The organism is Nocardioides sp. P5_E3 (assembly GCF_054049275.1).
On the sequence record NZ_JBFUMR010000024.1, the window covers coordinates 55,798 to 78,465 of the forward strand.

The 22,668-nt window shown below is 73.3% G+C and carries 23 protein-coding genes; 12 read left to right on the top strand and 11 right to left on the bottom strand.

The genetic code is table 11. From position 1 onward, the window contains the following. Positions 1-90: 90 nt before the first annotated feature. A complete protein-coding gene (locus ACXJKB_RS15815) occupies positions 91-1,023 on the bottom strand; it encodes an aminoglycoside phosphotransferase family protein (RefSeq protein WP_457189983.1) in 933 nt (310 codons plus the stop codon). 24 nt (positions 1,024-1,047) lie between these two features. Here ACXJKB_RS15815 and ACXJKB_RS15820 point away from each other — a divergent pair, with 24 nt between their 5' ends. Then, positions 1,048-1,500, top strand: coding sequence for an XdhC family protein (locus ACXJKB_RS15820; protein ID WP_457189985.1), 453 nt, complete (start codon positions 1,048-1,050; stop codon positions 1,498-1,500). On the opposite strand, the gene ACXJKB_RS15825 is transcribed toward ACXJKB_RS15820, so the two are convergent. Further along, complete coding sequence (locus ACXJKB_RS15825; protein WP_457189987.1) at positions 1,467-2,177, bottom strand: GntR family transcriptional regulator; 711 nt, start codon at positions 2,175-2,177, stop codon at positions 1,467-1,469. The two genes, ACXJKB_RS15820 and ACXJKB_RS15825, sit on opposite strands and share 34 nt — an antisense overlap. 157 nt (positions 2,178-2,334) lie before the next feature. Here ACXJKB_RS15825 and ACXJKB_RS15830 point away from each other — a divergent pair, with 157 nt between their 5' ends. From ACXJKB_RS15830 to ACXJKB_RS15855, 6 genes are read left to right on the top strand one after another with little or no spacing between them, the layout of a single operon-like run. Next, positions 2,335-3,540, top strand: a complete 1,206-nt coding sequence (locus ACXJKB_RS15830) for a CaiB/BaiF CoA transferase family protein (protein WP_457189989.1) — start codon at positions 2,335-2,337, stop codon at positions 3,538-3,540. A gap of 29 nt (positions 3,541-3,569) precedes the next feature. Continuing rightward, positions 3,570-5,645 carry a hydantoinase/oxoprolinase family protein gene (locus ACXJKB_RS15835; RefSeq protein ID WP_457189991.1) on the top strand — a complete coding sequence of 692 codons (2,076 nt, stop codon included), beginning with the start codon at positions 3,570-3,572 and terminating at the stop codon, positions 5,643-5,645. Positions 5,646-5,648: 3 nt separating this feature from the next. Then, positions 5,649-7,520 carry a hydantoinase B/oxoprolinase family protein gene (locus ACXJKB_RS15840; protein WP_457189993.1) on the top strand — a complete coding sequence of 624 codons (1,872 nt, stop codon included), beginning with the start codon at positions 5,649-5,651 and terminating at the stop codon, positions 7,518-7,520. Positions 7,521-7,526: 6 nt separating this feature from the next. Next, positions 7,527-8,147 (top strand): isochorismatase family protein, encoded by a 621-nt coding sequence (locus tag ACXJKB_RS15845; RefSeq protein ID WP_457189995.1) that lies wholly within the window; start codon positions 7,527-7,529, stop codon positions 8,145-8,147. Then, positions 8,144-9,058, top strand: a complete 915-nt coding sequence (locus ACXJKB_RS15850) for a hydroxymethylglutaryl-CoA lyase (protein ID WP_457189997.1) — start codon at positions 8,144-8,146, stop codon at positions 9,056-9,058. The genes ACXJKB_RS15845 and ACXJKB_RS15850 overlap by 4 nt, the downstream gene beginning before the upstream one ends. A gap of 33 nt (positions 9,059-9,091) precedes the next feature. Further along, a complete protein-coding gene (locus tag ACXJKB_RS15855; RefSeq protein WP_457189999.1) occupies positions 9,092-10,177 on the top strand; it encodes a winged helix DNA-binding domain-containing protein in 1,086 nt (361 codons plus the stop codon). On the opposite strand, the gene ACXJKB_RS15860 is transcribed toward ACXJKB_RS15855, so the two are convergent. Next, positions 10,158-11,018: a helix-turn-helix domain-containing protein gene (locus ACXJKB_RS15860; RefSeq protein ID WP_457190001.1), complete on the bottom strand. Its 861-nt coding sequence runs from the start codon at positions 11,016-11,018 to the stop codon at positions 10,158-10,160. The two genes, ACXJKB_RS15855 and ACXJKB_RS15860, sit on opposite strands and share 20 nt — an antisense overlap. Positions 11,019-11,069: 51 nt before the next feature. Between ACXJKB_RS15860 and ACXJKB_RS15865 the strand changes: the two genes are divergently transcribed. Next, complete coding sequence (locus ACXJKB_RS15865) at positions 11,070-11,663, top strand: TIGR03086 family metal-binding protein (protein ID WP_457190003.1); 594 nt, start codon at positions 11,070-11,072, stop codon at positions 11,661-11,663. A gap of 1 nt (position 11,664) precedes the next feature. Here ACXJKB_RS15865 and ACXJKB_RS15870 read toward each other — a convergent pair whose 3' ends face one another. From ACXJKB_RS15870 to ACXJKB_RS15885, 4 genes are read right to left on the bottom strand one after another with little or no spacing between them, the layout of a single operon-like run. Continuing rightward, entirely contained in the window at positions 11,665-11,994 is a 330-nt protein-coding gene (locus tag ACXJKB_RS15870) for a hypothetical protein (RefSeq protein ID WP_457190005.1), read from the bottom strand. Positions 11,995-12,029: 35 nt separating this feature from the next. Continuing rightward, positions 12,030-12,539: a HutD/Ves family protein gene (locus ACXJKB_RS15875; protein WP_457190006.1), complete on the bottom strand. Its 510-nt coding sequence runs from the start codon at positions 12,537-12,539 to the stop codon at positions 12,030-12,032. Then, a complete protein-coding gene (lepA, locus tag ACXJKB_RS15880; protein WP_457190008.1) occupies positions 12,536-14,410 on the bottom strand; it encodes a translation elongation factor 4 in 1,875 nt (624 codons plus the stop codon). The genes ACXJKB_RS15875 and lepA overlap by 4 nt, the downstream gene beginning before the upstream one ends. A 9-nt stretch (positions 14,411-14,419) precedes the next feature. Then, positions 14,420-14,857 (bottom strand): hypothetical protein, encoded by a 438-nt coding sequence (locus ACXJKB_RS15885; RefSeq protein ID WP_457190010.1) that lies wholly within the window; start codon positions 14,855-14,857, stop codon positions 14,420-14,422. 22 nt (positions 14,858-14,879) lie between these two features. On the opposite strand from ACXJKB_RS15885, the gene ACXJKB_RS15890 reads away from it, so the two are divergent. Further along, positions 14,880-15,818, top strand: a complete 939-nt coding sequence (locus ACXJKB_RS15890) for a DMT family transporter (protein ID WP_457190012.1) — start codon at positions 14,880-14,882, stop codon at positions 15,816-15,818. On the opposite strand, the gene ACXJKB_RS15895 is transcribed toward ACXJKB_RS15890, so the two are convergent. Next, complete coding sequence (locus ACXJKB_RS15895; protein ID WP_457190014.1) at positions 15,794-16,324, bottom strand: GNAT family N-acetyltransferase; 531 nt, start codon at positions 16,322-16,324, stop codon at positions 15,794-15,796. The genes ACXJKB_RS15890 and ACXJKB_RS15895 overlap by 25 nt on opposite strands. An 83-nt stretch (positions 16,325-16,407) precedes the next feature. Here ACXJKB_RS15895 and ACXJKB_RS15900 point away from each other — a divergent pair, with 83 nt between their 5' ends. The 3 genes from ACXJKB_RS15900 to rpsT all read left to right on the top strand — a co-directional run bounded on the left by ACXJKB_RS15900 (position 16,408) and on the right by rpsT (position 18,767). Continuing rightward, entirely contained in the window at positions 16,408-17,370 is a 963-nt protein-coding gene (locus tag ACXJKB_RS15900; protein WP_457190016.1) for a phosphotransferase family protein, read from the top strand. Further along, positions 17,331-18,311, top strand: a complete 981-nt coding sequence (locus ACXJKB_RS15905; protein ID WP_457190018.1) for a hypothetical protein — start codon at positions 17,331-17,333, stop codon at positions 18,309-18,311. The genes ACXJKB_RS15900 and ACXJKB_RS15905 overlap by 40 nt, the downstream gene beginning before the upstream one ends. Positions 18,312-18,506: 195 nt before the next feature. Then, positions 18,507-18,767, top strand: a complete 261-nt coding sequence (gene rpsT / locus ACXJKB_RS15910; protein ID WP_457190020.1) for a 30S ribosomal protein S20 — start codon at positions 18,507-18,509, stop codon at positions 18,765-18,767. A 60-nt stretch (positions 18,768-18,827) separates the two neighbouring features. Here rpsT and holA read toward each other — a convergent pair whose 3' ends face one another. The 3 genes from holA to ACXJKB_RS15925 form a co-directional block, all read right to left on the bottom strand. Then, complete coding sequence (gene holA / locus ACXJKB_RS15915) at positions 18,828-19,814, bottom strand: DNA polymerase III subunit delta (RefSeq protein ID WP_457190022.1); 987 nt, start codon at positions 19,812-19,814, stop codon at positions 18,828-18,830. Between the two features lie 13 nt (positions 19,815-19,827). Further along, on the bottom strand, positions 19,828-22,095 hold the full coding sequence (locus ACXJKB_RS15920) for a ComEC/Rec2 family competence protein (RefSeq protein WP_457190024.1): 2,268 nt from the start codon (positions 22,093-22,095) through the stop codon (positions 19,828-19,830). A 6-nt stretch (positions 22,096-22,101) separates the two neighbouring features. Continuing rightward, a partial coding sequence (locus tag ACXJKB_RS15925; protein ID WP_457190026.1) for a helix-hairpin-helix domain-containing protein occupies positions 22,102-22,668 on the bottom strand: 567 nt, incomplete at its 5' end.

Here is a 22,668-nt window from a genome sequence, read left to right on the forward strand (position 1 = left end):
TGACTTGGCCTGTAACCTAGATCACGGGGTTTACCCAGCGGTAGCAAACGCGGCGAGTGTCCCGTCAAACGGGCGACTTTCCGACTTTGGTCAGTCCTGGACGGCCTTGGTGACGGCGATGCAGCGGGTGATCCAGTCCTGCTCCTCCGCCGTCAGGCGACGACCGGCGCGCTGTGCGTCCTGCACCGCCCACCCCGCGTTGAGCACCATCCGCACGACCACCCAGTCGCGGGCGCGCGCCTCGTCGAGGCCGGCGGTGTCGACCAGCGCGTGGAACCGCCGGCGCAGGCCGTCGCGCACCGATCCGACCGCTCCCGGACCGCTGAGCTCGTCCATCCGGTTCCAGAGCATCGGCGCCGGCTCGTAGTGCGGGTCGCCGGCCATCGGCTTGGGGTCGATGGCCAGCCACTCCCCCGCGTCGTCGGCCATCACGTTGGCGTAGTGGAGATCGCCGTGCACGACGACCCTCGCCACCTCGTCGGCGAGCAGGTCGGGGCCGAGCGACAGGGCCTGCTCGACGTAGCGGCGCGGGACGGGGAGGTCGCGGCCCAGCTCGCCGAGCTCGCGGAGCCACCGCTCGACGTACGACGAGACGCCGGCCAGCTGCGGCATCGCCGGGATGTGGAGCCGGCCGTAGAGCTCGCCGACCACCTCGCAGGCCTCGACGTCCCAGGAGTCGCCGAGGTCGGGCCCGGGCAGCCAGTCCAGCAGCAGCGCGCGTCGTCGCGGGTCGGCCCGCTGGAGCCGTACGGCGCCCCTGCCGCCCCAGTGCTGCAGGGCGAGGCCTTCGTGGAGCGACTCGTCGTCGCCGTCGAAGCCGACCTTCAGCGCACCGGCCGCGCCGTCGGCGTCCACGACCGGGAGCACCAGCGAGCAGAAGCCGTGCAGAGCCGTGCCGGTCGGACGCAGCCGCCAGTCGTCGAGCAGGTCGCCCGCGAGCCGCGGCAGCCGGTCGAGCCAGCGCCCCCAGCCGTCCCCGAGCGCCCGCTGCGCGAGCAGCCCCGCAGGGATGGTGAGCGGCATGCCCGCGAGCCTAGGCTGACGTGCATGAGCAATCGGCAGCAGCCGTGGTCGGACGACGCCGTCCGGCACGGCCGGATCCTGGTCCTCAGCGACAACCCGATCTCGCGGTCGATCGACGCCATCGCGTCGACGGCCGGGCGCACGGTCGTGGTCGAGTCGGCGGACGACGGCGGGCCCGGGCTCGACCCGGGGCCCGGTGACGCCGTGGTGCTGTGCGACCACGACGCTCCCGACGCACCCGCCGTGCTGCGTGCCGCGCTGGCGTCCGAGGCGTCGTACGTCGCGATGATGGCCAGTCGCGGCCGCGCGGCCGGGCTCCTCGACGAGCTCGGCGCGGAGGGGGTCGACGTGTCCAGGCTGCACGTGCCGGCGGGGCACGACCTGGGCGGCAAGGGCCCGGGTGAGATCGCCCTGTCGGTGGTGGCGGAGATCGTCGCCGAGTCCTACGGCCGAGCCGGCGGCCCGATGCGCGGCTGAGCTGCGCCCGGGGGGCCCTCCGGGTGCTCCTGCCGGAGGCTCACCCAGGCGGCCCGCACGTGGGACCGCATCACCGACTCGGCCCACTCGGCGTCGCCCGCGGCGAGGGCCTGCACGATCTCGTGGTGGTGCGCCAGGCTCCGTCGCATCGCCTCGGGCGAGTAGTGCGAGAACGTGCGCCACACCAGCGGCACCTCCACCACCGACGACACCATCCCGACCAGGCGCCCGTTGCCGGACGCCTCGAGCACGGTGCGGTGGAACTCGTTGTTGAGCCCGGTGATCGCGTCGAGGTCGGGCGGGTCGCGTCGCGCCTCCTCGTCCATCCGGTCGGCCAGCCGGCCGAGCCTGTCGAGGTCGGCCAGGCCGGTGGTCGCGGCGAGGCCGCACCCCCACGGCTCGAGCTGCGAGCGGAGGCTGAAGATCTCGTCCAGGTCGCCGACCCCCCAGTCCTCGACCTGCACGCCACGGTTGGGCTCGTGCCGGACCAGTCCTTCCGCGGCGAGGCGTCGCAGGGCCTCGCGCACCGGCGTACGGCTCACGCCGATGACGGCGGCGAGGTCGCCCTCGCGCAGCCACTCCCCACCGGCGCGCTCGCCGCTGAGGATCTGCCGCCGGATCGTCGCGTAGGTGACCTCGGCGGCCTTGCCGGTGTCCGCGCCCGCGTCCTGGGTCATGGTCGCGAACCCTAGCAGCGCCCAGCGCACCTCGGCCCAGATTGTATGCAATTCGTGAGACGCCATTGACGTCGACGGCGACCCGTCGCTAGCGTCGGCCGAGGTCGATATGACCTGCCTCACACCTTGCGCCTGCTTTGCATACGAAAGGGCTCCTGTGGCCTCACCGTCGGCTCTCCCCCTCGACGACCTGCGCGTCGTCGAGCTGGGCCAGCTCCTGGCCGGCCCGTTCTGCGGCCAGCTCCTCGGCGACTTCGGGGCGGAGGTCATCAAGGTCGAGGACCCGGTCAACGGCGACCCGATGCGCCAGTGGGGCCGGGAGAAGCCCTACGGCCAGTCGCTGTGGTGGCCGGTGGTCGCCCGCAACAAGCTGTCGGTCACCGCCGACCTGCGCACCGCGCGCGGCCAGGACCTCGTCCGGCGCATGGTCGCCGAGGCCGACGTGCTGATCGAGAACTTCCGTCCCGGCACGCTGGAGCGCTGGGGTCTGGCCCCCGAGACGCTGTGGGAGACCAACCCCGGTCTCGTGGTCACCCGGGTCACCGGGTTCGGGCAGACCGGACCGTACGCCGCCCGCGCGGGCTACGGCTCGATCGGCGAGGCGATGGGCGGGATCCGCTACGTCACCGGCGACCCGGACCGGCCACCGGCCCGCGCCGGGGTCTCCCTCGGCGACTCGTTAGCGGCCACCTTCGCCTGCCTGGGCACCCTGGTCGCGCTGCACCAGCGCGGGCGCACCGGTCGCGGCCAGGTCGTCGACTCCGCCATCTACGAGGCCGTCCTCTCCCTGATGGAGTCGCTCGTGCCCGAGTGGCAGGTGGCCGGCTACCAGCGCGAGCGAACCGGTACGACGCTGCCCAACGTCTCTCCGAGCAACGTCTACCCCACCGCCGACGGGGAGATGGTCCTCATCGCCGCCAACCAGGACACCGTGTTCCGCCGGCTGGCCGACGTCATGGGCCGCCCCGACCTGGCCACCGACGAGAAATACGCCTCGCACGGCGCCCGCGGCAAGCACATGGAGGAGCTCGACGGCCTGATCGCCGAGTGGAGCACGACGGTGCGCGCCGACGACCTGCTCGAGCGCCTGCACGCCGGCGGCGTACCGGCCGGGCGCATCTTCCGCGCCAAGGACATGCTGGCCGACGAGCACTTCGCGGCCCGCGAGGCCATCGTCCGCCTGGCCCACCCCGACCTGGGTGAGTTCGCGATGCACAACGTCGCCCCCAAGCTCTCGGAGAGCCCCGGATCGGTCCGACACGTCGGTCCGGCCCTGGGCGAGCACAACGACGCCGTCTACCGCGGCCTGCTCGGCCTGGGGGACGACGACCTGTCGTCCCTGCGCGCCGACGGCGTCATCTGAGGCGCACCACCGACATCAAGGAGAGCAGCATGACCTACCGGCTCGGAGTCGACGTGGGTGGAACGTTCACCGACATCCTGCTGATCGACGAGGACTCCGGCGCGACGTTCCGCGCCAAGACCTCCTCCACCCCCGAGGACCAGTCCATCGGCGTGCTGCGCGGCATCGACCAGGCGTGCGCCGCCGCCGGCATCGAGCGCACCTCGGTCGGCGACGTCTTCCACGGGACGACGGTCGCGACCAACGCCATCCTCGAGGGCAAGGGCGCCCGGGTCGGCCTCGTGACCACCCACGGGTTCCGCCAGGTGCTGCAGATCGCCCGGTCCTTCGTCCCCGGCGGCCTGGCGGGCTGGATCATCTGGCCCAAGCCCGAGCCGCTCGCCGCGCTGGAGGACACCGTCGAGGTGCGGGGACGCATCGCCAGCGACGGATCGGTCGTCACCGAGCTCGACGAGGACGACGTCCGCACCCAGCTGCGGGCCCTGGCCGGTCGCGGCATCGAGGCCCTGAGCATCAGCCTGATCAACTCCTACGCCAACTCCGCCCACGAGGAGCGCGTCCGCGAGCTCGCCGCCGAGGAGCTCCCCGGTCTCGCGGTCTCGATGTCGTCGGCGGTCCTGCCCGAGCTGCGGGAGTACGAGCGGACGATCACGACGGTCGCCAACGCCGTGGTGCAGCCGCAGGTGAAGCGCTACGTCGCCAACCTCGAGGGCCAGCTGCGGGACTCGGGCGTCAGCGGCTCGCTCTCGATCCTCCGCAGCGACGGCGGCCTCGTCTCCGCTGGCGTCGCCGCCGACAACCCGGTCAACCTGCTGCTCTCCGGCCCCGCGGGCGGCGTGACGGGAGCCGCGTGGGTCGCCGCCCAGACCGGGCACCGCAACTTCCTCACCTTCGACATGGGCGGCACGTCGACGGACGTGGCGCTGGTCGAGGACCTCGCTCCGCGCATCGGCCGCGAGACCACCGTCGGCGACCTCAAGGTCCGCGCCACGTCGGTCGACGTCCGCACCGTCGGCGCCGGTGGCGGCTCCATCGCGCACGTCCCGCCGCTCACCCAGGCGTTGCGGGTGGGCCCGCAGTCCGCGGGCGCGGCGCCCGGCCCGGCGGCGTACGCAGCCGGCGGGACCGAGCCGACGGTCACCGACGCCAACGTGGTGCTGGGGCACCTCCCCACCGCGCTCGCCGGCGGCGAGGTCACGCTCGACCCCGAGGCGGCCCGCACCGCCGTCCAGACCATCGCGGACGCGACGGGCCTGGGCTCGGTAGAGGCCGCGGCAGCAGGGATCATCGACATCGTCAACGAGAACATGTTCGGGGCTCTGCGCCTGGTCTCGGTGCAGCAGGGCTTCGACCCCCGCGACTTCGCCCTCGTCGCGTTCGGTGGAGCCGGCCCGCTGCACGCCAACGCGCTCGGACGGCTCACCGGGTCCTGGCCGGTCATCATCCCGCCCTCCCCCGGCGTGCTCTGCGCCTATGGCGACGCGACCACCAGCCTGCGTGACGAGGCGGTCCGCACCCTCGTACGTCGCTTCGCCGAGCTCACCGACGACGGCCTGCGGGCCATCCTGGACGACCTGGCGGCGTCGGCTCGCGGCACGCTGACGGCCGAAGGTGTCCCCGAGGACGACCTCCGCGTGAGCTACTCGGCCGACCTGCGCTACCACGGCCAGGGCTTCGAGATCCCCGTGTCCGTCGACATCGACGCCTTCGACGGCGGCGGGGGCGGGCTGGAGGCGCTCGGCAAGGCGTTCGACACCGAGCACGACCGGTTGTTCTCCTTCGTGCTCGACGCCGAGCACGAGCTGGTGACGCTCCGCGCCACCGCTGACGCGCCGCGTCCCGACGTGGGCTCCGTCGAGCTGGAGGACGGCGGCAGCGACGCCTCACCGGCGCGCGTGCAGCAGCACCAGATCTGGTCCGACGGCGGCTTGGTCGACGCGGACGTCTACGACCGGTCGCTCCTCAAGGCGGGCAACGTCGTCACCGGGCCAGCCGTGATCACCGAGATGGACTCCACGACCCTCGTGCTGCGCGACCACGCGGCGACGGTCCATCCGAGCGGCAGCCTCCTCATCCGACCCGTCGACCAGAGCCAGGAGGGCTGAGCCATGGCACGCCTGATCGAGACCAACACCTCCCCGATGCAGCAGGTCGAGGTCGACCTCGTGACCCTCGACCTCGTCGAGAACGCGCTGCGCAACGCCCGCTACGAGATGGACGAGGTGCTGTTCCGCACGGCCCTCTCCCCCGGCATCCGCGAGCAGCACGACGAGTTCCCCCTGATAGCCAACCGCGACGGGAAGATGATGGTCGGCCAGTTCGGCCTGTCCATCCCGGACTTCCTCGACAACTTCGACGGCACGATCGAGGAGGGCGACGTCCTGCTGACGTCGGACCCCTACTCGTGCGGCGCCGCGATCAGCCACGCCAACGACTGGCTGGTKGTGATGCCGATCTTCTTCGACGGCCGCATCGTCGGCTGGTCGTCGATGTTCGGGCACATGTCGGACGTCGGCGGCAAGACGCCCGCGTCGATGCCGACCGACGCGCGCACGATCTTCGAGGAGGGCGTCGTCATCCCGCCCTTCCGGCTCTACAAGAAGGGCGTCCTCGACGACGACGCGCTGCGGATCATCCTCAACCAGGTCCGCAAGCCCGACTGGAACCGCGCCGACCTCAACGGGATCGTGGCCGCCTGCCGGACCGCCGCCCGCCGGGTGCAGGAGCTGTGCGCCCGCTTCGGCGTCGACACCTACAACTCGGCGCTGGAGGCGCTCCTCGACCGCAACTACCGGGCCATGAAGACGCTCCTGGCCATGGTGTTCGAGGAGGGCCGGACGCTGTCCTTCACCGACTACATCTGCGACGACGGCCTCGGCTACGGGCCGTACGAGCTCAAGCTGAGCCTCACCCGCACCGGCGACAAGGTGCTGCTCGACTTCACCGGCAGCAGCCCACAGGCCCAAGGGCCGATCAACTACTACATCAACGAGAACCTCGTCCGGATGTTCTTCGGGATCTACATGATCACCGTGGCCGACCCGCAGATCCTCTGGAACGACGGCTTCTACCCCCTCGTCGACGTGGAGATCCCGGACGACTCGTTCTGGAAGCCGCAGTACCCCGCGGCGCTGAACGCGCGCAACCACGGCATCGGTCGCGTGTTCGACCTCTTCGGCGGCCTGCTGGGCCAGACCAACCCGGACCTGCTGAACGCCGCCGGCTTCTCCTCGTCCCCGCACTTCATGTACTCCGGCACCTACGGCGAGGGCGACCGCAAGAACGAGTGGTTCCAGCTCTACTCCATCGGCTTCGGCGGCATCCCCGGCCGCCCGATCGGCGACGGGCCGGACGGCCACTCCCTGTGGCCCTCGTTCGTCAACATCCCGTGCGAGTACCTCGAGTCCTACTACCCGCTGCGCATCGAGCGCTGGGAGACCGTGGCCGACACGGGAGGTGCGGGGCTGCACCGCGGCGGCAACGGGGTCGACGTGGCCTACCGCTTCCTCGAGGCCGGCACCATCGCCATCCACGACGACCGGTGGCTCACCTACCCCTGGGGCGTCAACGGCGGCGAGCCCGGCGCGCGCGGCCGCAAGTGGCTCGAGCGTGCCGACGGCACCACGGAGGTCCTGGGCAGCAAGGTCCACGACGTGCCCGTGGAGCGCGGCGACCTGCTGCACTTCGTCACCTGGGGCGGGGGCGGGTGGGGCGACCCGCTCGCCCGAGAGCCCGACCTGGTCGGGCTCGAGGTCCGACGCGGCCTGGTGACCGCCGACGGCGCGCGTCGCTACGGCGTGGTGTGCGACGAGTCCGGCGCCGTCGACGTGTCCGCGACGGAGACGCTGCGGAGCACGCTGGACGCCGACCGGCCCCACCCGCTGCCGACCTTCGACATGGGCCCGCCGCTGGAGACGATCCTGGAGCGTGCCCTCGAGGAGACCGGCCTGCCCGCCCCGCGACCCCCGGTCCCCCGGTGACCCGGCGTGGCTGACGAACCCTTCGGTGGCTCGCTGCGACCGGGCCACTCACCCGCGGTCCTGGCCGTCGACATGATGCGGGCCTACTTCGATCCCGCCAGCGCGCTGTGCCTGCCCGCCGACGACTGCCTGCACTCCGCGGCGCGGGTGCTGGCGGCCGCCCGGCAGCACGGCGTGCCCGTGGTGCACAGCCGCGTGCGCTACAGCGCCGGCGGCGCCGACGGCGGGGTGTTCTTCCGCAAGGTCCCGGCACTGCAGGCGCTGGTCGGCGACGGACCCATGGGCGAGCTGATGCCCCCCGTCGCCCCAACGGGCGACGAGCTGGTGGTCGTCAAGCAGTACGCCAGCGCCTTCTTCGGCACCTCGCTCGCCTCCACCCTGCACGCGAGCGGCGTCGACACGGTCGTCGTCGTCGGGGTCAGCACCAGCGGGTGCATCCGGGCCACCGCGGTCGACGCGATCCAGCACGGGTTCGTCCCGCTGGTCGTCGCGGACGCCGTCGGTGACCGGGCACCCGAGCCGCACGAGTCCAACCTCCGCGACCTGGGGGCCAAGTACGCCGAGGTGGTGGACGAGGCGACCGCCCTGGCCTACCTCGCCACCGCCTCCCGAGGTGGCGGCCGGTGACGCCGAACGACGCGGTGAGCATCGTCGAGATGGCCCCCCGCGACGGGCTGCAGAACGAGAGCGCCCTGCTGTCGACCGCCGACAAGGTCGAGCTCGTGGAGCGTGCGGTGCGGGCCGGCGCCCGGCGCATCGAGGTGACCAGCTTCGTCAACCCCGCCCGCGTGCCACAGATGGCCGACGCCGACGAGGTGATGGCCGCCCTTCCGCGGCCCGACGGGGTCAGCTATGCCGGCCTCGTGATGAACGACCGCGGCCTCGACCGCGCCCTGGCGGCCGGGGTGCACGAGGTCGACGTCGTGGTCGTCGCGACCGACACGTTCTGCCTGCGCAACCAGGGCGTCACCACCGAGGAGGCCTGCCGGCAGGCGGCCTCTCTCGTCGCGCGGGCCCGCGAGTCCGGCGTGCTCACGACGGTCACCGTCGGCGCGGCGTTCGGCTGCCCGTTCGAGGGCGAGGTCCCCGACGAGCGGCTGCGCGACGTCCTCGGCCGCGTCGCCGACGCCGGACCCGACGAGCTGGCGCTCGCCGACACCATCGGCGTGGCGGTGCCGAGCCAGGTCTCGTCCCGGCTGGCCCTGGCCGCCGAGGTCGCCGGCACCGACGTGCCGCTGCGCCTGCACCTCCACGACACCCGGCACACCGGTGTGGCCAACGCCGTGGCGGCCCACGCCGCTGGCGTCCACACCCTCGACGCCAGCATCGGCGGCACCGGCGGCTGCCCGTTCGCCCCCAACGCCACGGGCAACGTCGCCACCGAGGACCTCGTCTACCTCTTCGACCGGATGGGCGTCAGCACCGGCCTGGACCTCGCGACCACCACGGCCACCACCGCCTGGCTGGAGGAGCGGCTGGCCAAGCGCCTCCCCGGAGCGCTGCTCCGGGCCGGCGGCTTCCCGGCTCCGGCCCGGTAGCACCGGCCCGCCGGCGCCCCTAGGGTGACGGCCATGAGCTGGGACGACCTGGCCGCCGCGTCGCTGGCCCGGCAGTTCCCCGACGACCCGGGCACGGTGGCGGAGCGGGTGCGCGCGATCGGCGACCTGCAGACCCAGACCGCTCGGTCGGCGTTCATCGGTCTGGGCGCACGCTTCCCCGGCGTGACCCACGCCGAGATCACGGCGGCCTACGACGCCGGCGAGATCGTGCGCGGCAGCACGATCCGCGGCACCGTCCACACCGCGACCCCCGAGGCCTACACCGTGCTCGCCGAGGCCACCCGCGTCGGGCAGCACCAGCGTTGGGCCAGGGTGCTGGGCATCAGTGACGCGCAGATCGCCGACCTGTGGGTCTCCATCGAGGCCTACGCCCGCGAGTGGCGCACCCCCGACGAGCTCCGCGCCCACGTCGACGAGTGGCTCGGCCGCCACGCCCCCGCCTCCCTCGAGGCAGCGGCCGCCGGCCCGGGCCGCTACCTCGGCTTCGCCCACGGCGCGCTGGTCCGCCGGCCGGCCTCGGGCGACCGCTGGGAGGGTCAGGGCAAGCCGGTCTACGGGACGTTCGACCGCACCGGACCGGTCACGCTGGCCGACGTCGTACGCCTCCACCTGCGCGCCCACGGGCCCTCGTCGCGGCAGGACGTCGCGTGGTGGGCCGGGGTCCCGCTCAAGGCCGTCGAGGAGGGGCTGGCGGGCCTGGACGCCGTCGAGCACGACGGACCGGACGGCAGGGCGTACGTCGACCTGCCGGACGCCCCGCCCCCGCGGGACCTGCCGGGCGTGCGCCTGCTGTCCGAGTTCGACGCCCTGCTGTGCGGCTACGACTCCAAGGCCCGCGACCGGTTCGCGACGTCCGAGCACCACCGGCGGCTGTGGAACGAGTCGAACGGGATGCTGCTCCCGCCGCTGCTCGTGGACGGGCGGATCACCGGCTTCTGGCGGGCCGCCGGCACCGCGAGGCGCCGACCGCTCGAGGTCACCTGGTTCGCGCGGACGAGGCGGCCGCGCAAGGCCGAGCTCGACGAGCCCGTCGCCGCCCTCGAGTCCGCGCTCGGCATCACCGTCACCGAGGTGACGCTCAGCCGCGAGGCGACCTGACGGGTCGGTCCCTGGGCTGGTCCTTGAGGTACTCCCCCGGCGTCATGCCGGTGACCGTGCGGAAGTCGTGGGTGAAGTGGGCCTGGTCGGCATAGCCCAGGTCGGCGGCCACCTCTGCGAGGCTGCCGCGGCCGGCCTTCAGCGCCTCGACCGCGTCGTGCAGCCGGCGTCGCTGCAGGAGCCACTTCGGGCTCAGCCCGATGCGCTGCTCCACCAGGCGCTGGAGGCTGCGCTCGGACAGCCCCGCCTCGCGCGCCAGGTCGTCGACCCGGGTGACCTCCGGGTGGTCGCCCAGCCATGCGACCAGACGGTTGACCAGGAGCCCGGACTCGTCGACCGGCAGGTGGGTCGCCAACCACGACTCGACGTGGGCGACCGCCGCGAGGTGGGCGGCGGGGTCGTGCGGGTCGTGCTCCATCGCAGCGCGCACGCCCTCGACGACGGTCGGGTCGGGGAGGAGGTCGCCCAGCTCGACCCACGTGTCGGTGACCTCGGCGACCGACCGTCCGAGGACCAGGCGGCCCGCCGCCGGGCTGAGCATCGTGCCGACCGCCCAGCCGTCGCCCTCCAGCGTGACGCTCGAGCGGCCCCGGCTGACGCCGTAGAACCGGGCGTAGGTGTTGCTGACGACCACCAGGCAGACCGGGTGCTGGAGCGTGGACTGGGTCGACGGCTCGGCCAGCGACCACACGGGGATCCAGTAGCGCTCGACCAGGTCGACGAGGCGCTCGCTGGGGCCGTAGCGGTGGATCGGCGGGGAGGGTCGGCTCACGCCCGTCAGGTGGGCCCGGTCGATCGGGTCCACCGGGTGCGGGCCGTCTGCCCCGGTCCGGCTGGTCATGTGTCGGATTATCACAATCGCCTCCGACACCGCAGCGACGAGAGTGGTCGCATGACGCAGACGACGACCCCCGGCACCGACCACTACCTCTCCCTCTTCCACCAGCGCGCCGACCGCTTCACCCAGGTGGTGGACGCGGTCGACGTCTCGGGCGACGACTGGGACGCACCCTCCCCGTGCGACGGCTGGAGCGCCCGCGACGTCGTCGGCCACGTGCTCCAGACCCAGCGTGACTTCCTCGGCACGCAGGGCCTCGACGCCGGCCCGCAGCCGGACCTCGCCGACCCGGCGGCCGCGTGGCGGGCCCAGCGCGCGCACGTCACGTCGGTGCTGGAGGCCGACGGCGTGGCCGCGCGGGAGTACGACGGCTACTTCGGCCGTACGACGATCGCCGCGACCGTCGCCGACTTCTACGGCTGGGACCTCGTGGTGCACGGCTCCGACGTCGCCCGGGCCACCGGTCAGGAGTGGTCGGTCAGCGACGCCGAGGCCGCCGACCTGCACGCCACCGCGGACGGCTGGGGCGCGGCCCTGCACTCGGAGGGCGTGTGCGCCGACGCCGTCGAGGTCGGCGACGACGCCTCGGTGACCGACCGGTTGCTCGCCCGGCTCGGGCGCGACCCGCGCTGGGCACCCGCAGCCTGACCTACCCGCGCACTCCCCGCCGAGCCTTCCACGAGTCGGTGAGGACCTCCGTCAGCTCGGTCCGGTCGAGCAGGTCGAGGCGCGCCCAGACCGACACCTTGACCTTGAAGGTGTCCACCCGCACGAACGTGTCGCCCCGGTCGGCGAGGGCCGCCTCCGAGTCGAGGTCGAGCGACCAGAACTGGAGCAGCTCCCGTCCCTCGTCGTCCCACCTCAGCCGGGCGAACGGGTGCCGGCCGACCTCGATGGTGGGGTCGCCGCCGTGCGAGAGCGCCGGCCGGGCGCCGGCCAGCCCGAGGGCGATCTCCTCGACGTCCTGCCAAGCAGCCATCCGACCACTCTGCCCGACGCCGCGCGGACCCGCAGTCAGGACCGCTCGAGGGTGACGACCGCGACCGTGCAGCGACCCGCGACCTCGCCGGGTCCGACCACGAGCGTGCCCGTCGCGAGCCCGTCGCGGCCGCCCGAGACGACGTACGCCGCCTGGTCCGCGGCCACCGGGAGGGTCGAGGACCGCCCCAGCTCCAGGACGGTGACGAAGGGGTGGACGAGGGTCGGGTCGACGACCACGTTGAGCACCCGCACGGGACCCTCCGGCACCGACGCCACGGCGGCCGCGTCTCCGGAGAAGGCGAACGGGCGCTGCGGCTCGACGACGTTCGCGTCGCCGTCCACCTCCAGGTCGAGCACCGGTCCCTCGACGAGGGTCAGCAGACGATGCCGGCCGGGGAACGTCGAGAACGGCCCGTCGCTGTCGATGTCGGCCAGGCTGATGCGCCACGCGCCGTCGTCGGCGACCGCCAGCTCGCGCGTCGTACCACCGCCGTTGGCCCAGGCCTGCGGCGTGACCTCGTCGCTGCGGACGACCCGGCTCACTTCTTGCCGGTCTTCTCCGTGGGCTGCGTGGTGGCGAGCGCGGCGACGAAGGCCTCCGGCGGCACCTCGACGGATCCGATGTTCTTCATCCGCTTCTTGCCGGCCTTCTGCTTCTCGAGCAGCTTGCGCTTGCGGCTGATGTCGCCGCCGTAGCACTTGGCCAGCACGTCCTTGCGGATGGCGCGGATGGTCTCGCGGGCGATGACGCGCGCGCCGATGGCGGCCTGGATCGGCACCTCGAACTGCTGGCGCGGGATCAGGTCCTTGAGCTTGCCGGCCATCATCACGCCGTAGGAGTAGGCCGCGTCGCGGTGCACGATCGCGCTGAACGCGTCGACCGGCTCGCCCTGGAGCAGGATGTCGACCTTGACCAGGTCGGCGGCCTGCTCGCCGGAGCGCTCGTAGTCGAGCGAGGCGTAGCCCTTGGTGCGCGACTTCAGCTGGTCGAAGAAGTCGAAGACGATCTCGCCCATCGGCAGCGTGTAGCGCATCTCGACGCGGTCCTCCGACAGGTAGTCCATCCCCTGCAGGTTGCCGCGCTTGAGCTGGCACAGCTCCATGATCGTGCCGATGTAGTCGGACGGCGCGAGGATCGTCGCCTTCACGACGGGCTCGCGGACCTCGGCGACCTTGCCGTCGGGGTACTCGCTCGGGTTGGTCACCTCGACCTCGGTGCCGTCGTCGAGGAGGACCTCGTAGACCACGTTGGGCGCGGTCGAGATCAGGTCGAGGGTGAACTCGCGCTCGAGCCGGTCGCGGGTGATCTCCATGTGGAGCAGGCCGAGGAAGCCGCAGCGGAAGCCGAAGCCGAGCGCGCCGGAGGTCTCGGGCTCGTAGGTCAGCGCCGCGTCGTTGAGCTGCAGCTTCTCGAGCGCGTCGCGCAGCGTCGGGTAGTCGTCGCCGTCGATCGGGTAGAGCCCGGCGTAGACCATCGGGTTCGGGTGCTTGTAGCCCCCGAGCGACTCCGTGGCGCCGTGGTGCTGCGAGGTGACCGTGTCACCCACGCGCGACTGGCGCACGTCCTTCACGCCGGTGATCAGGTAGCCGACCTCGCCGACGCCGATCTCCCCGGCCTTGACGGGCTCGGGGCTGATCACACCGACCTCGAGCATCTCGTGCACGGCGTTGGTCGACATCATCTTGATCCGGTCGCGGTGGCTGAGCTTGCCGTCGACCACGCGGACGTAGGTCACCACGCCGCGGTAGGTGTCGTAGACCGAGTCGAAGATCAGCGCGCGGGCCGGGGCGTCCGCGTCGCCCACCGGCGGCGGGGTCTGCTTCACGATCTCGTTGAGGAGCGCCTCGACGCCCACGCCGGTCTTGGCGCTGGTGAGGAGCACCTCCTCCGGCTCGCAGCCGACCAGGCCGGCGAGCTCGGCGGCGTACTTCTCGACGTTGGCGCTCGGGAGGTCGATCTTGTTGAGCACCGGGATGATGTGGAGGTCGGCGCCCATCGCGAGGTAGAGGTTCGCGAGCGTCTGCGCCTCGATGCCCTGGGCGGCGTCGACCAGCAGGACCGCCGCCTCGCACGCCTCGAGCGAGCGGGACACCTCGTAGGTGAAGTCGACGTGGCCGGGGGTGTCGATCATGTTGAGGATGTAGGTGCCGGGCTCGGCGTCCTCGGAGTTGCCGACCGGGACGGTCCACGGCATCCGCACGGCCTGCGACTTGATCGTGATGCCGCGCTCGCGCTCGATGTCCATCCGGTCGAGGTACTGCGCGCGCGACGCCCGCTCGTCGACGACCCCGGTGAGCTGGAGCATCCGGTCGGCCAGCGTCGACTTGCCGTGGTCGATGTGCGCGATGATGCAGAAGTTGCGGATGATCGAGGGGTCGGTCGAGCCTGGCTTCGGTGCGTTGGTGAGGCTCACGGACTGCTTTCAGGAGAACGACGGCGGGGTCGGGTCATTCTTCCACGCGGGACCTGCCGCACCGAACCGGCGCCGACGCCCACGGACGAGCTCCACCACGGCCGCGATCGCGAAGACCGTCCAGAAGCCGACCAGCACCGGTCCGGCGTACACGACGAGCAGCGGGGCGATCAGCAGGTCGGCCCCCTGCCACGCCATCCACCCGATCACCGCGGCACCCACCACGAGCGGCAGGGCGGGCACGGCCATCGCGAGGGCGTGCCAGCCGCGCGGGGTGTCGTCGCGGGCGGCCGTCACGCCGGCCGCCGCCGCCAGCACGACCAGGCCCGGGAGCGCGAGCAGGGTGCCGGGCAGGACGACCCCCATGGCGAGGAGCACCAGGCCGGCCAGCCAGGCACGTCGGAGGGCGCGCGGCACCGACCGCCTGACCGGTTCCGGTGCCTCCATGTCCGGACGCTAGCGTGCAGCGGTGACCTCGCGGAACGGATCGAGCCTCCCGCTCGTGCCGGCAGCGGCGTTCGTGCTGATCTGGTCGTCCGGCTACATCTCCGGCCCGGCGGCGGTCCACGCCGCGGCGCCGTTCACGGTGCTCGGCTGGCGCTTCGTCCTCGCGGCCCTCCTCGCCGCCGGCCTGGCCCTCGCGCTGAGGCGGCCGACCCGGATGGACCGCGGCACGCTGGGCCGGGTCGCGGCCGTCGGCTTCGTGATGAACGCCGTCCAGTTCGGCCTGATGTACGTCGCGTTCGACCTGGGCCTCGGCGCCACCCTGGCCTCGCTCCTCCACGCGCTCAGCCCGGTCCTGACCGCCCTGCTGGCGGCCGTGCTCCTCGGGGAGCGGGTCTCGGCACTCCAGGTCGCGGGCTTCGCCGCCGGCGTCGTGGGGGTGCTGCTCGTCCTCGGCGCCGACCTCGGCCATGCCGGCGGGCCGGTCGCCGTGCTGGTCGGCTGCCTGAGCATGCTGACCCTCAGCCTCGGCACCCTCGGCCAGCGCTGGATCGGGGCGCAGCCCGACCTGCTGTGGTCGGCTGCGGCGCAGTTCGCCGTGTCCGCTCCCCCGCTGCTCGTGCTGGGCTGGACCACCGAGGGCGCCTGGCCGGTGACGGACACCTCGCGGGCCGTCGTCTCCGTGCTGTTCCTGGCGGTCGTCAACTCGATCGTCGGCCTGGTCCTGCTGGCCCTGCTCGTGCTGCGCGGCGGTTCGGGCGCGGCGGCCAGCCTGTTCTTCCTCAGCCCGCCGGTCACGGCCGTGCTCGCGTGGCTGGTGCTCGACGAGACGCTGTCGCCCACCCAGCTCGTCGGCCTCGTGGTCGCGGTGGTCGGCGTCGGCGCGGCCACACGCAGTCGGCGTACGCCGGTGCCCGTCCAGGACCCCGAGCAGGACCCTCAGGACGCGGTCGGCACCCAGTAGCGCCGCTTCACCCCGCGGACGTCCTCCAGGACCCCGCCGGCGGCCTCGATCACGCGGATCGAGCCGACGTTGTCGTCGTCGCAGGTGACCAGGGCAGGGTCGATCCCGAGCCCGAGCGCCCACGGCAGGGCGTGCTGCAGCATCGCGGTCGCGTGGCCCTCGCGCCGCCGGGTCGGGCGCACGTCGTACCCGATGTGCCCGCCCACGTCGAGGAGGAAGTCGTTGAGCTCGTGGCGGATGGCGATGCGGCCGAGGTAGTCCTCGCCGTCGACCCACCACAGCGTCGTGCACGGCACGTGCCACTCCAGCCGCGGCGTCTCGGGGAGCGCGTCCGCCCTGACCGCCTCCACGAAGGCCGCGAAGGCGTCGGGCTCCTTCCAGCCGGGCGCGTTGTGGTCGATCCACGCGGCCGTCTGACTGTCCTCGACGCCCTCGGCGACGAACTCGTCCATCGCCTCCAGGAACGACTCGCGGACGGTGGCGGTCGGCAGGACGAGCTCAGGCATGGCGCCAGTCTCCCGGGTCGGTCGCTCCCGCCTCCACCCGATATCCGGTCGTGACCGCCGGCGGCGTGGTGGAGGATGCGCCCATGGCCCGTTCCACCTCGATCGCCCCCTACCCCGCTCCGCACGACCGCACCGCGCGCCGGCTCGAGTGGGCCTTCCTGCCGCCCCACCTGCGGGCGTGGATCGAGCGCAGGTGCGGCTCCCCCGTCGTCTCGGCGATCTCCCAGACGAGCGGGTTCACCCCCGGCTTCGCCTCCGTGCTGGTCTGCGAGGACGGCTCGCGCCACTTCGTCAAGGCGGCCTCGACCAAGGCCCAGCGGGTGTTCGCCGACTCCTACCGCGAGGAGGCGCGCAAGCTCGCCGCACTACCGGCGAGCGTGCCGGCCCCGAGGCTGCTGTGGCACCTCGACGACGACTGGGTGGTGCTCGGCATCGAGTACGTCGCCGCCCGCACGCCGCACCGGCCGTGGCGGGTCGAGGACCTCGACGCGCTCCTCGACTCCCTCGAGGTCGTGGCCGACGTGGTGACCCCGCCCCCGCCGGGGCTGGACCTCGACACGGCGGCCGAGGACTTCGCCCCGCTCCTCGAGGGCTGGCCGGCCCTGCGCGAGCGGCGTACGGACCTCGACGCGGACCGGCTGGCCGAGGCCGAGGCGCTGGCACGGCGCTACGCCGAGGTGGTGGGTGGCGACACCCTCGTCCACACCGACATCCGCTCCGACAACGCGATCATCGATGCGGACGGTCGTGCGCTGATCTGCGACTGGAACTGGCCGGTGGTCGGCGCCGCGTGGTTCGACTCCTTCGCCGCCCTCATCGGGCCACGCGGCGAGGGCATCGACGTCGACGCCGTCATCGCCGAGCGCCGGCTGCTGCGCGACGTCGACCCGGAGGCGCTCGACATCAACCTCGCCCTCTACGTCGGCTACTTCTTCACCCAGTGCGAGCTGCCCGTGCCGCCGACGTCGCCGCACCTCCGCGACCACCAGCGCTGGCAGGGCGAGGTGTGCTGGGACTGGCTGGCGGAGCGGCGGCGCTGGTCGTGACCGGCCCGCGCGCGGTCGGCGTACGCCTCACCTACGACGCCGTCCCCGCCGCGGTCCGCTCGTGGGTCGAGGACCGGCTCGGCTCGCCCGTCGTCCGGACGGCCGAGCAGGTCGGCGGGATGTCGCCGGGATGCGCCACGCGCCTGACCTGCGCCGACGGCACCCGCGCCTTCGTCAAGGCGGTGGGGGCCGAGCTGAACCCGGACACCCCCGGACTGTTCCGCCGCGAGATCGCCGTGCTCGACCACCTCGGCCAGCACGAGCTCTGGGCCCGGCTCCTGGCGGCGTACGACGACGGGGCATGGGTCGCGCTGCTCATCGAGGACGTCGACGGGCGTCACCCCGACTTCGGCGATGCCGCGGAGGTCGACGCGGTCCTCCGTGCGGTCGACCGCCTGGGTGTCGTGCTGAAGGAGCGGGACGTCGCGTCGACGGTGGACCTCGTCGACGTCGCCCAGGTCTTCGGGAAGTGGGCCGACAGCCTCGCCACCCTGGCGGATGCCTCCGCCGCGACGCCGGTGCCGGAGTGGCTGCGCAGCGATCCGCACGACTGGGCGGCCGTCCTGCGCGAGCACGCCGGCCGACCCGTGTCTCAGGTCGTGCACTGGGACATCCGCGTCGACAACCTGCTGCGCCGCCCGGGGGGTGAGGTGGTGTTCGTCGACTGGGGCGTGGCCGCACGCGGACCCACCTGGGTCGACCCGTTGCTCGCCCGGCTGGAGTGCGTCGAGGACCCGTGGTTCGACACGTCTGTGGCGTCCTCCCCATCGCTCGCCGACGTCGGCGACGACGCGGTCACGGCCTTCCTCGCCGGGTTCGGCGCGCACCTCGCGGTGCGCTCGGTGGTCGCGGTCGACGTCAACCTGCCCACGCTCAACGATTTCCGCGTCCGGGAGTCGAGGAGGATGCTGGAGGCGGTGGCCCGACGCACCGGGCGCTGAGCGCTGGTCGACGTACGTCGGACGGCCCCCCGGCATCGCGGCAGGCGATTTGGGCCCCCGCGACGCGTGGCGGTACTGTTTCTCACTGCATGTCCGGCACCCGACCCTCCCCGTGCTGATCGTGGAGGGATTGCCAGGCAGCCGACAAGCACCAGACTTCCATTCCAGACCAGTTCTAGCTCCGAGGATTCACACGTGGCGAACATCAAGTCCCAGATCAAGCGCAACAAGCAGAACGAGAACGCGCGCCAGCGCAACCAGGCCGTTAAGTCGCGCCTGAAGACCGCTGTGCGCAAGTTCCGCGAGCTGTCGGAGACCGGCGACAAGGACGCTGCCGTTGCCGCCAGCCGCGACGCGATGCGGGCGCTCGACAAGGCCGCCTCGAAGGGCGTCATCCACGGCAACCAGGCCGCGAACCGCAAGTCCTCGATCGCCAAGAAGGCCGCCTCGCTCTGACGCGAGCCTTCACCTGCGACACCCGCCCTCGTGGCGGGTGTTGTGCATTTCGGGGTCGGCTCAGCGCCCGTCGCGCAGACCGGCGACGGTGAGCACGAGCCGCTCGAGGGTGTAGGACGCGTCGTGCGCCTGGCCCTTGATGTCGGCATCCGCGTGGGCCACCGCCCGGACCGCCGCGGCGATGCCCTCGGAGGTCCACGAGCGTGACTGGTCGCGCACGGTGCGCACCTTCCACGGGGGTACGCCGAGGTCGCGGGCGAGGTCGGCGTCGCGGGCGCCCCGCGGAGACCCGAGGTAGCGCGCGAGGCTGCGCGCAGACGCGGCCATCGCCGAGGTGACCAGCACCGGCGAGGTCCCCGAGTCGAGCGCCCAGCGAAGCTCCTCGAGGGCCGCGGCGCGACGTCCGGCGAACGCGGCGTCGGCGACGGTGAACGACTTCGCCTCGGCGCGGCCACCGAAGTAGCGCTGGACCTTGTCGATCGTGAGCTGCTCGCCGTGGAAGTCGTTGGTCAGCTGGTCGGCCGCGGCGGCGAGTGACCGCAGGTCGGTGCCGACGGCCTGCACGAGGAAGGCGGCGGCGTCGGAGTCGATCCGCGCGCCGTGCGAGGCGACCTCGGAGGTCAGGAAGCCGGTCATCTCGCTCGGCTTGACCTCCTCCGACTTCACCTCGGTCACCGGCGAGAGCTTGCGCAGCTTGGTGAGCACGCCGCTCCCCTTCTGCCCGCCGGAGTGCACCAGCACGAGCGCGACGTCGTCGGCGGGGGCCGCGCAGTAGTCGAGCAGGCCGTCGACGGACTCGTCGGGCAGGTCCTCCAACCCGCGCACGACGACGCACCGGATGGAGGAGAAGAGCGACGGCGCCGACATCTCGCCGAGCGAGGCCAGGGTCAGGTCGGAGGCCGTCGACTCGGCCATCTCCGCCTCCGCGTCATGGGCCCGGACGGCCTCGCGCACCGACGCAACGGTCCGGGCGGAGAGGTACTCCTCCTTGCCCGTCACGAGGACGACGTGGCCGAGGACCTGTGCGGCGGAGGGGGTGCGAGCCATGGTGCGCCCCACCCTATCCACGGGCGACGACACCGAGCTCGCCGTCCCGGACCACCACGACCACGTCGCCGGAGACGTCGGTGCGCCACACGCTCGCGCCGGCAGCATCGAGGGCGGCCACGAGGTCGGGGGCGGGGTGCCCGTAGTCGTTGTCCTCCCCCACCGACACCAGCGCCAGACGCGCGCCGAGCGAGGTGAGCCAGTCGAGGTCCTGGTGGCGGCTGCCGTGGTGCGGCACCTTGAGCACGTCCACGTGCAGGCCCACCAGGTCGCGGGCCAGCGCGGCCTGCGCCGACGGCTCGACGTCCCCGGTCAGCAGGACCCGCACCCCTCCCACCTCGGCGACGAGGACGACGCTGGCGTTGTTGGGCGCGCTCTCCGCGGGGTCGCCCGGGCGGGCACCGGGACGGGGCCACACCGTCTGCAGCGTCACCTCGCCGACCCGACGTGTGAGGCCGTACGCCGCCGGGGCCGGGTCGCGGCCGACCGCGCGCGCCGCGGCGCCGGCTCCCTCCGGCGGGTCGAGCAGCGCCGTGCCCTCGACCTCCCCCACCTCGCGACCCTCCAGCACACCCACCACCCCGCCGACGTGGTCGGCGTGGAAGTGCGTGAGCACGAGGAGCGGCACGGCGGTGACCTCGAGGCGGTCGAGGCAGGCGTCGGTCGGTGCGGGCTGGGGTCCGGCGTCGACGACCACCGCCGACCCGGGACCGGCGCGCAGGACGAGTGCGTCGCCCTGGCCGACGTCGCACATCGCCAGCACCCAGCCGCGCGGCGGCCAGCCGGGGGTCGGGGGCCGGACCAGCATCACCACGACGAGGAGGCCGGTGCAGGCCAGCGTCGTGGCCGGACGGCCGAGCAGCCGCGGGGCGAGGGGCACCGCGAGCAGGCACAGTCCCGTGAGCAGCACGAGCGGCACCGGTCCGGTGCCCCAGTCGACCGCTGCCGTCGGGACGTCCGCGCCCCAGCGGGCGACGGCGATGATCCATCCTGCCGACCACGCCGCCGGGGTCGCGACAGCGATGCCGAGCGGGCTCCACAGCAGGCCGAGCAGCCCGCCGGAGAGCCCGAGCACGGTCGCCGGCGCGACGGCCGGTGCGGCGAGCAGGTTGGCACCCACCGCGACGAGGCTGACCTGGCCCGAGATCGCCGCCACCACGGGCGTGCAGGCCACCTGCGCGGCCAGCGGCACCGACACCGCCTCGGCGACCCACCGCGGGGTCCACCTCATCAGCGCGTCGCGCCAGACCGGCGCCAGCAGGAGGATCCCGGCGGTCGCGAGCGCGGACAGCGCGAACCCCGCCGTCACGGCGAGCCGCGGCCAGACCAGCAGCAGGCCGAGCACCGCCACCCCCAGGCCCCGGACTCCGCGGGACCGTCCGTTGCGCCCCATCCCGACCAGCGCCACGGCACCCATCGCGGCCGCACGTACGACGCTGGGCTCCGCCCGCGCGGTCAGCACGAAGCCGCAGATGCCGAGCACACCCAGCGCGTAGAGCCAGGGACCGCGCACCCCGGCCCACCGGCCGAGCACGAGCAGGAACCCCACCACCAGCGTCAGGTTGGTCCCGCTCACCGCCAGCAGGTGGGTCAGCCCGGTAGTCCGGAAGTCGTCGGCGAGGTCGGGATCGAGCCCACCGTCGTCCCCGACCACCAGAGCCGGGACCAGCTCACGCGCGTCGGCGTCCCGTCCCGCGACCGCGGCGCGCACGGAGCGTCGTACGCCTGCCGCGGCGTCCCACCACACGTCGGGCTCGGCCACGACGCGCGGCTCGCCGGTCGGGCGCACCAGCGCGGCGACGTCTCCGTCGCCGGGGACGAGCCGGGCCGCTGTCTCCAGCCGGGTGCCCAACGGCAGCCGCGGCCAGTCGGCACCGGCCATCACCACGACGGGCGCGTCGAGCGTCCAGGCACTCCCCCGCCCCTCGAGGCGGGCGACCACGGCCCGGACGACCTGGAGGTCGCCGTAGTGCCCCGCCACCACCCGCACGTCCGACGTCAGCTCGAGCTCGACCCGCACGACGGCACCCTCGTCGGCCAGCGCGGCGAGGGGCGACGTCGTCAGCAGGACGTGCTGCAGGCAGGCGACCCCGGCGACCGCCACGAAGGCCGCGAGCGGACCGAGCCACCCGAGGGACCACCACCGGCGCACCACACCGGTCCCGACGACGGCCACCACCAGCGCGACCGCTGCGAGGGCCAGCCACCCTGGCGCGACGAGCACCAGGAGCGCGCCCGCCCACGCGCCCACGCCGAGGGCGACCGCACGCAGGTCGGGCACGGTCGGTCAGAGGGTGACGAGCGGCGCGAGGTCGGCGAGGGTGGCCTCCCCGATGCCGTCGACCTCCAGCAGCTCGTCGACGGACGTGAAGCCGCCGTTGCTGTCGCGCCACGCGAGGATCGCGTCGGCCGTCACCGGCCCGACGCCGGGCAGGGTGTCGAGGGCCGCCTGGTCGGCGGTGTTGAGGTTGACGAGCGCCTCTCCGCCGGGGACCGGGGAGTCGAGCGTGCCGGCCACGCCCGCGGCCGGGGCGACGCCCACGAGGATCTGCTCGCCGTCGACGACGGGTCGGGCGAGGTTGAGCGCGGTGAGGTCGACGCCTCGCCGCGCACCTCCCGCCGCCTCCAGGGCGTCCACGACGCGAGCCCCTGCGGGCAGCACTGCGATCCCGGGGCGACGTACCTTGCCCGCGACGTCGACGACCAGCTCCTCGCCCGGGTCGGTGGGGGCGGACACGCCGCCCGCGCCGTCGGCCGGCACGACCGGCGCGAGCGGCGTCGCCGACCCGGCGGGACCGGACGCAGCCGGTGCGACCGGCACGGCGCGGGCCTGATCGCGCACCGCCCACCACGC

Coding starts and splice junctions, on each gene's coding strand:
- ACXJKB_RS15815 (WP_457189983.1), bottom strand. CDS start 1,023: ATGCCGCTCACCATCCCTGCGGGGCTGCTCGCGCAGCGGGCGCTCGGG.
- ACXJKB_RS15820 (WP_457189985.1), top strand. CDS start 1,048: ATGAGCAATCGGCAGCAGCCGTGGTCGGACGACGCCGTCCGGCACGGC.
- ACXJKB_RS15825 (WP_457189987.1), bottom strand. CDS start 2,177: ATGACCCAGGACGCGGGCGCGGACACCGGCAAGGCCGCCGAGGTCACC.
- ACXJKB_RS15835 (WP_457189991.1), top strand. CDS start 3,570: ATGACCTACCGGCTCGGAGTCGACGTGGGTGGAACGTTCACCGACATC.
- ACXJKB_RS15855 (WP_457189999.1), top strand. CDS start 9,092: ATGAGCTGGGACGACCTGGCCGCCGCGTCGCTGGCCCGGCAGTTCCCC.
- ACXJKB_RS15860 (WP_457190001.1), bottom strand. CDS start 11,018: ATGACCAGCCGGACCGGGGCAGACGGCCCGCACCCGGTGGACCCGATC.
- ACXJKB_RS15865 (WP_457190003.1), top strand. CDS start 11,070: ATGACGCAGACGACGACCCCCGGCACCGACCACTACCTCTCCCTCTTC.
- ACXJKB_RS15870 (WP_457190005.1), bottom strand. CDS start 11,994: ATGGCTGCTTGGCAGGACGTCGAGGAGATCGCCCTCGGGCTGGCCGGC.
- ACXJKB_RS15885 (WP_457190010.1), bottom strand. CDS start 14,857: ATGGAGGCACCGGAACCGGTCAGGCGGTCGGTGCCGCGCGCCCTCCGA.
- ACXJKB_RS15895 (WP_457190014.1), bottom strand. CDS start 16,324: ATGCCTGAGCTCGTCCTGCCGACCGCCACCGTCCGCGAGTCGTTCCTG.
- ACXJKB_RS15900 (WP_457190016.1), top strand. CDS start 16,408: ATGGCCCGTTCCACCTCGATCGCCCCCTACCCCGCTCCGCACGACCGC.
- holA (WP_457190022.1), bottom strand. CDS start 19,814: ATGGCTCGCACCCCCTCCGCCGCACAGGTCCTCGGCCACGTCGTCCTC.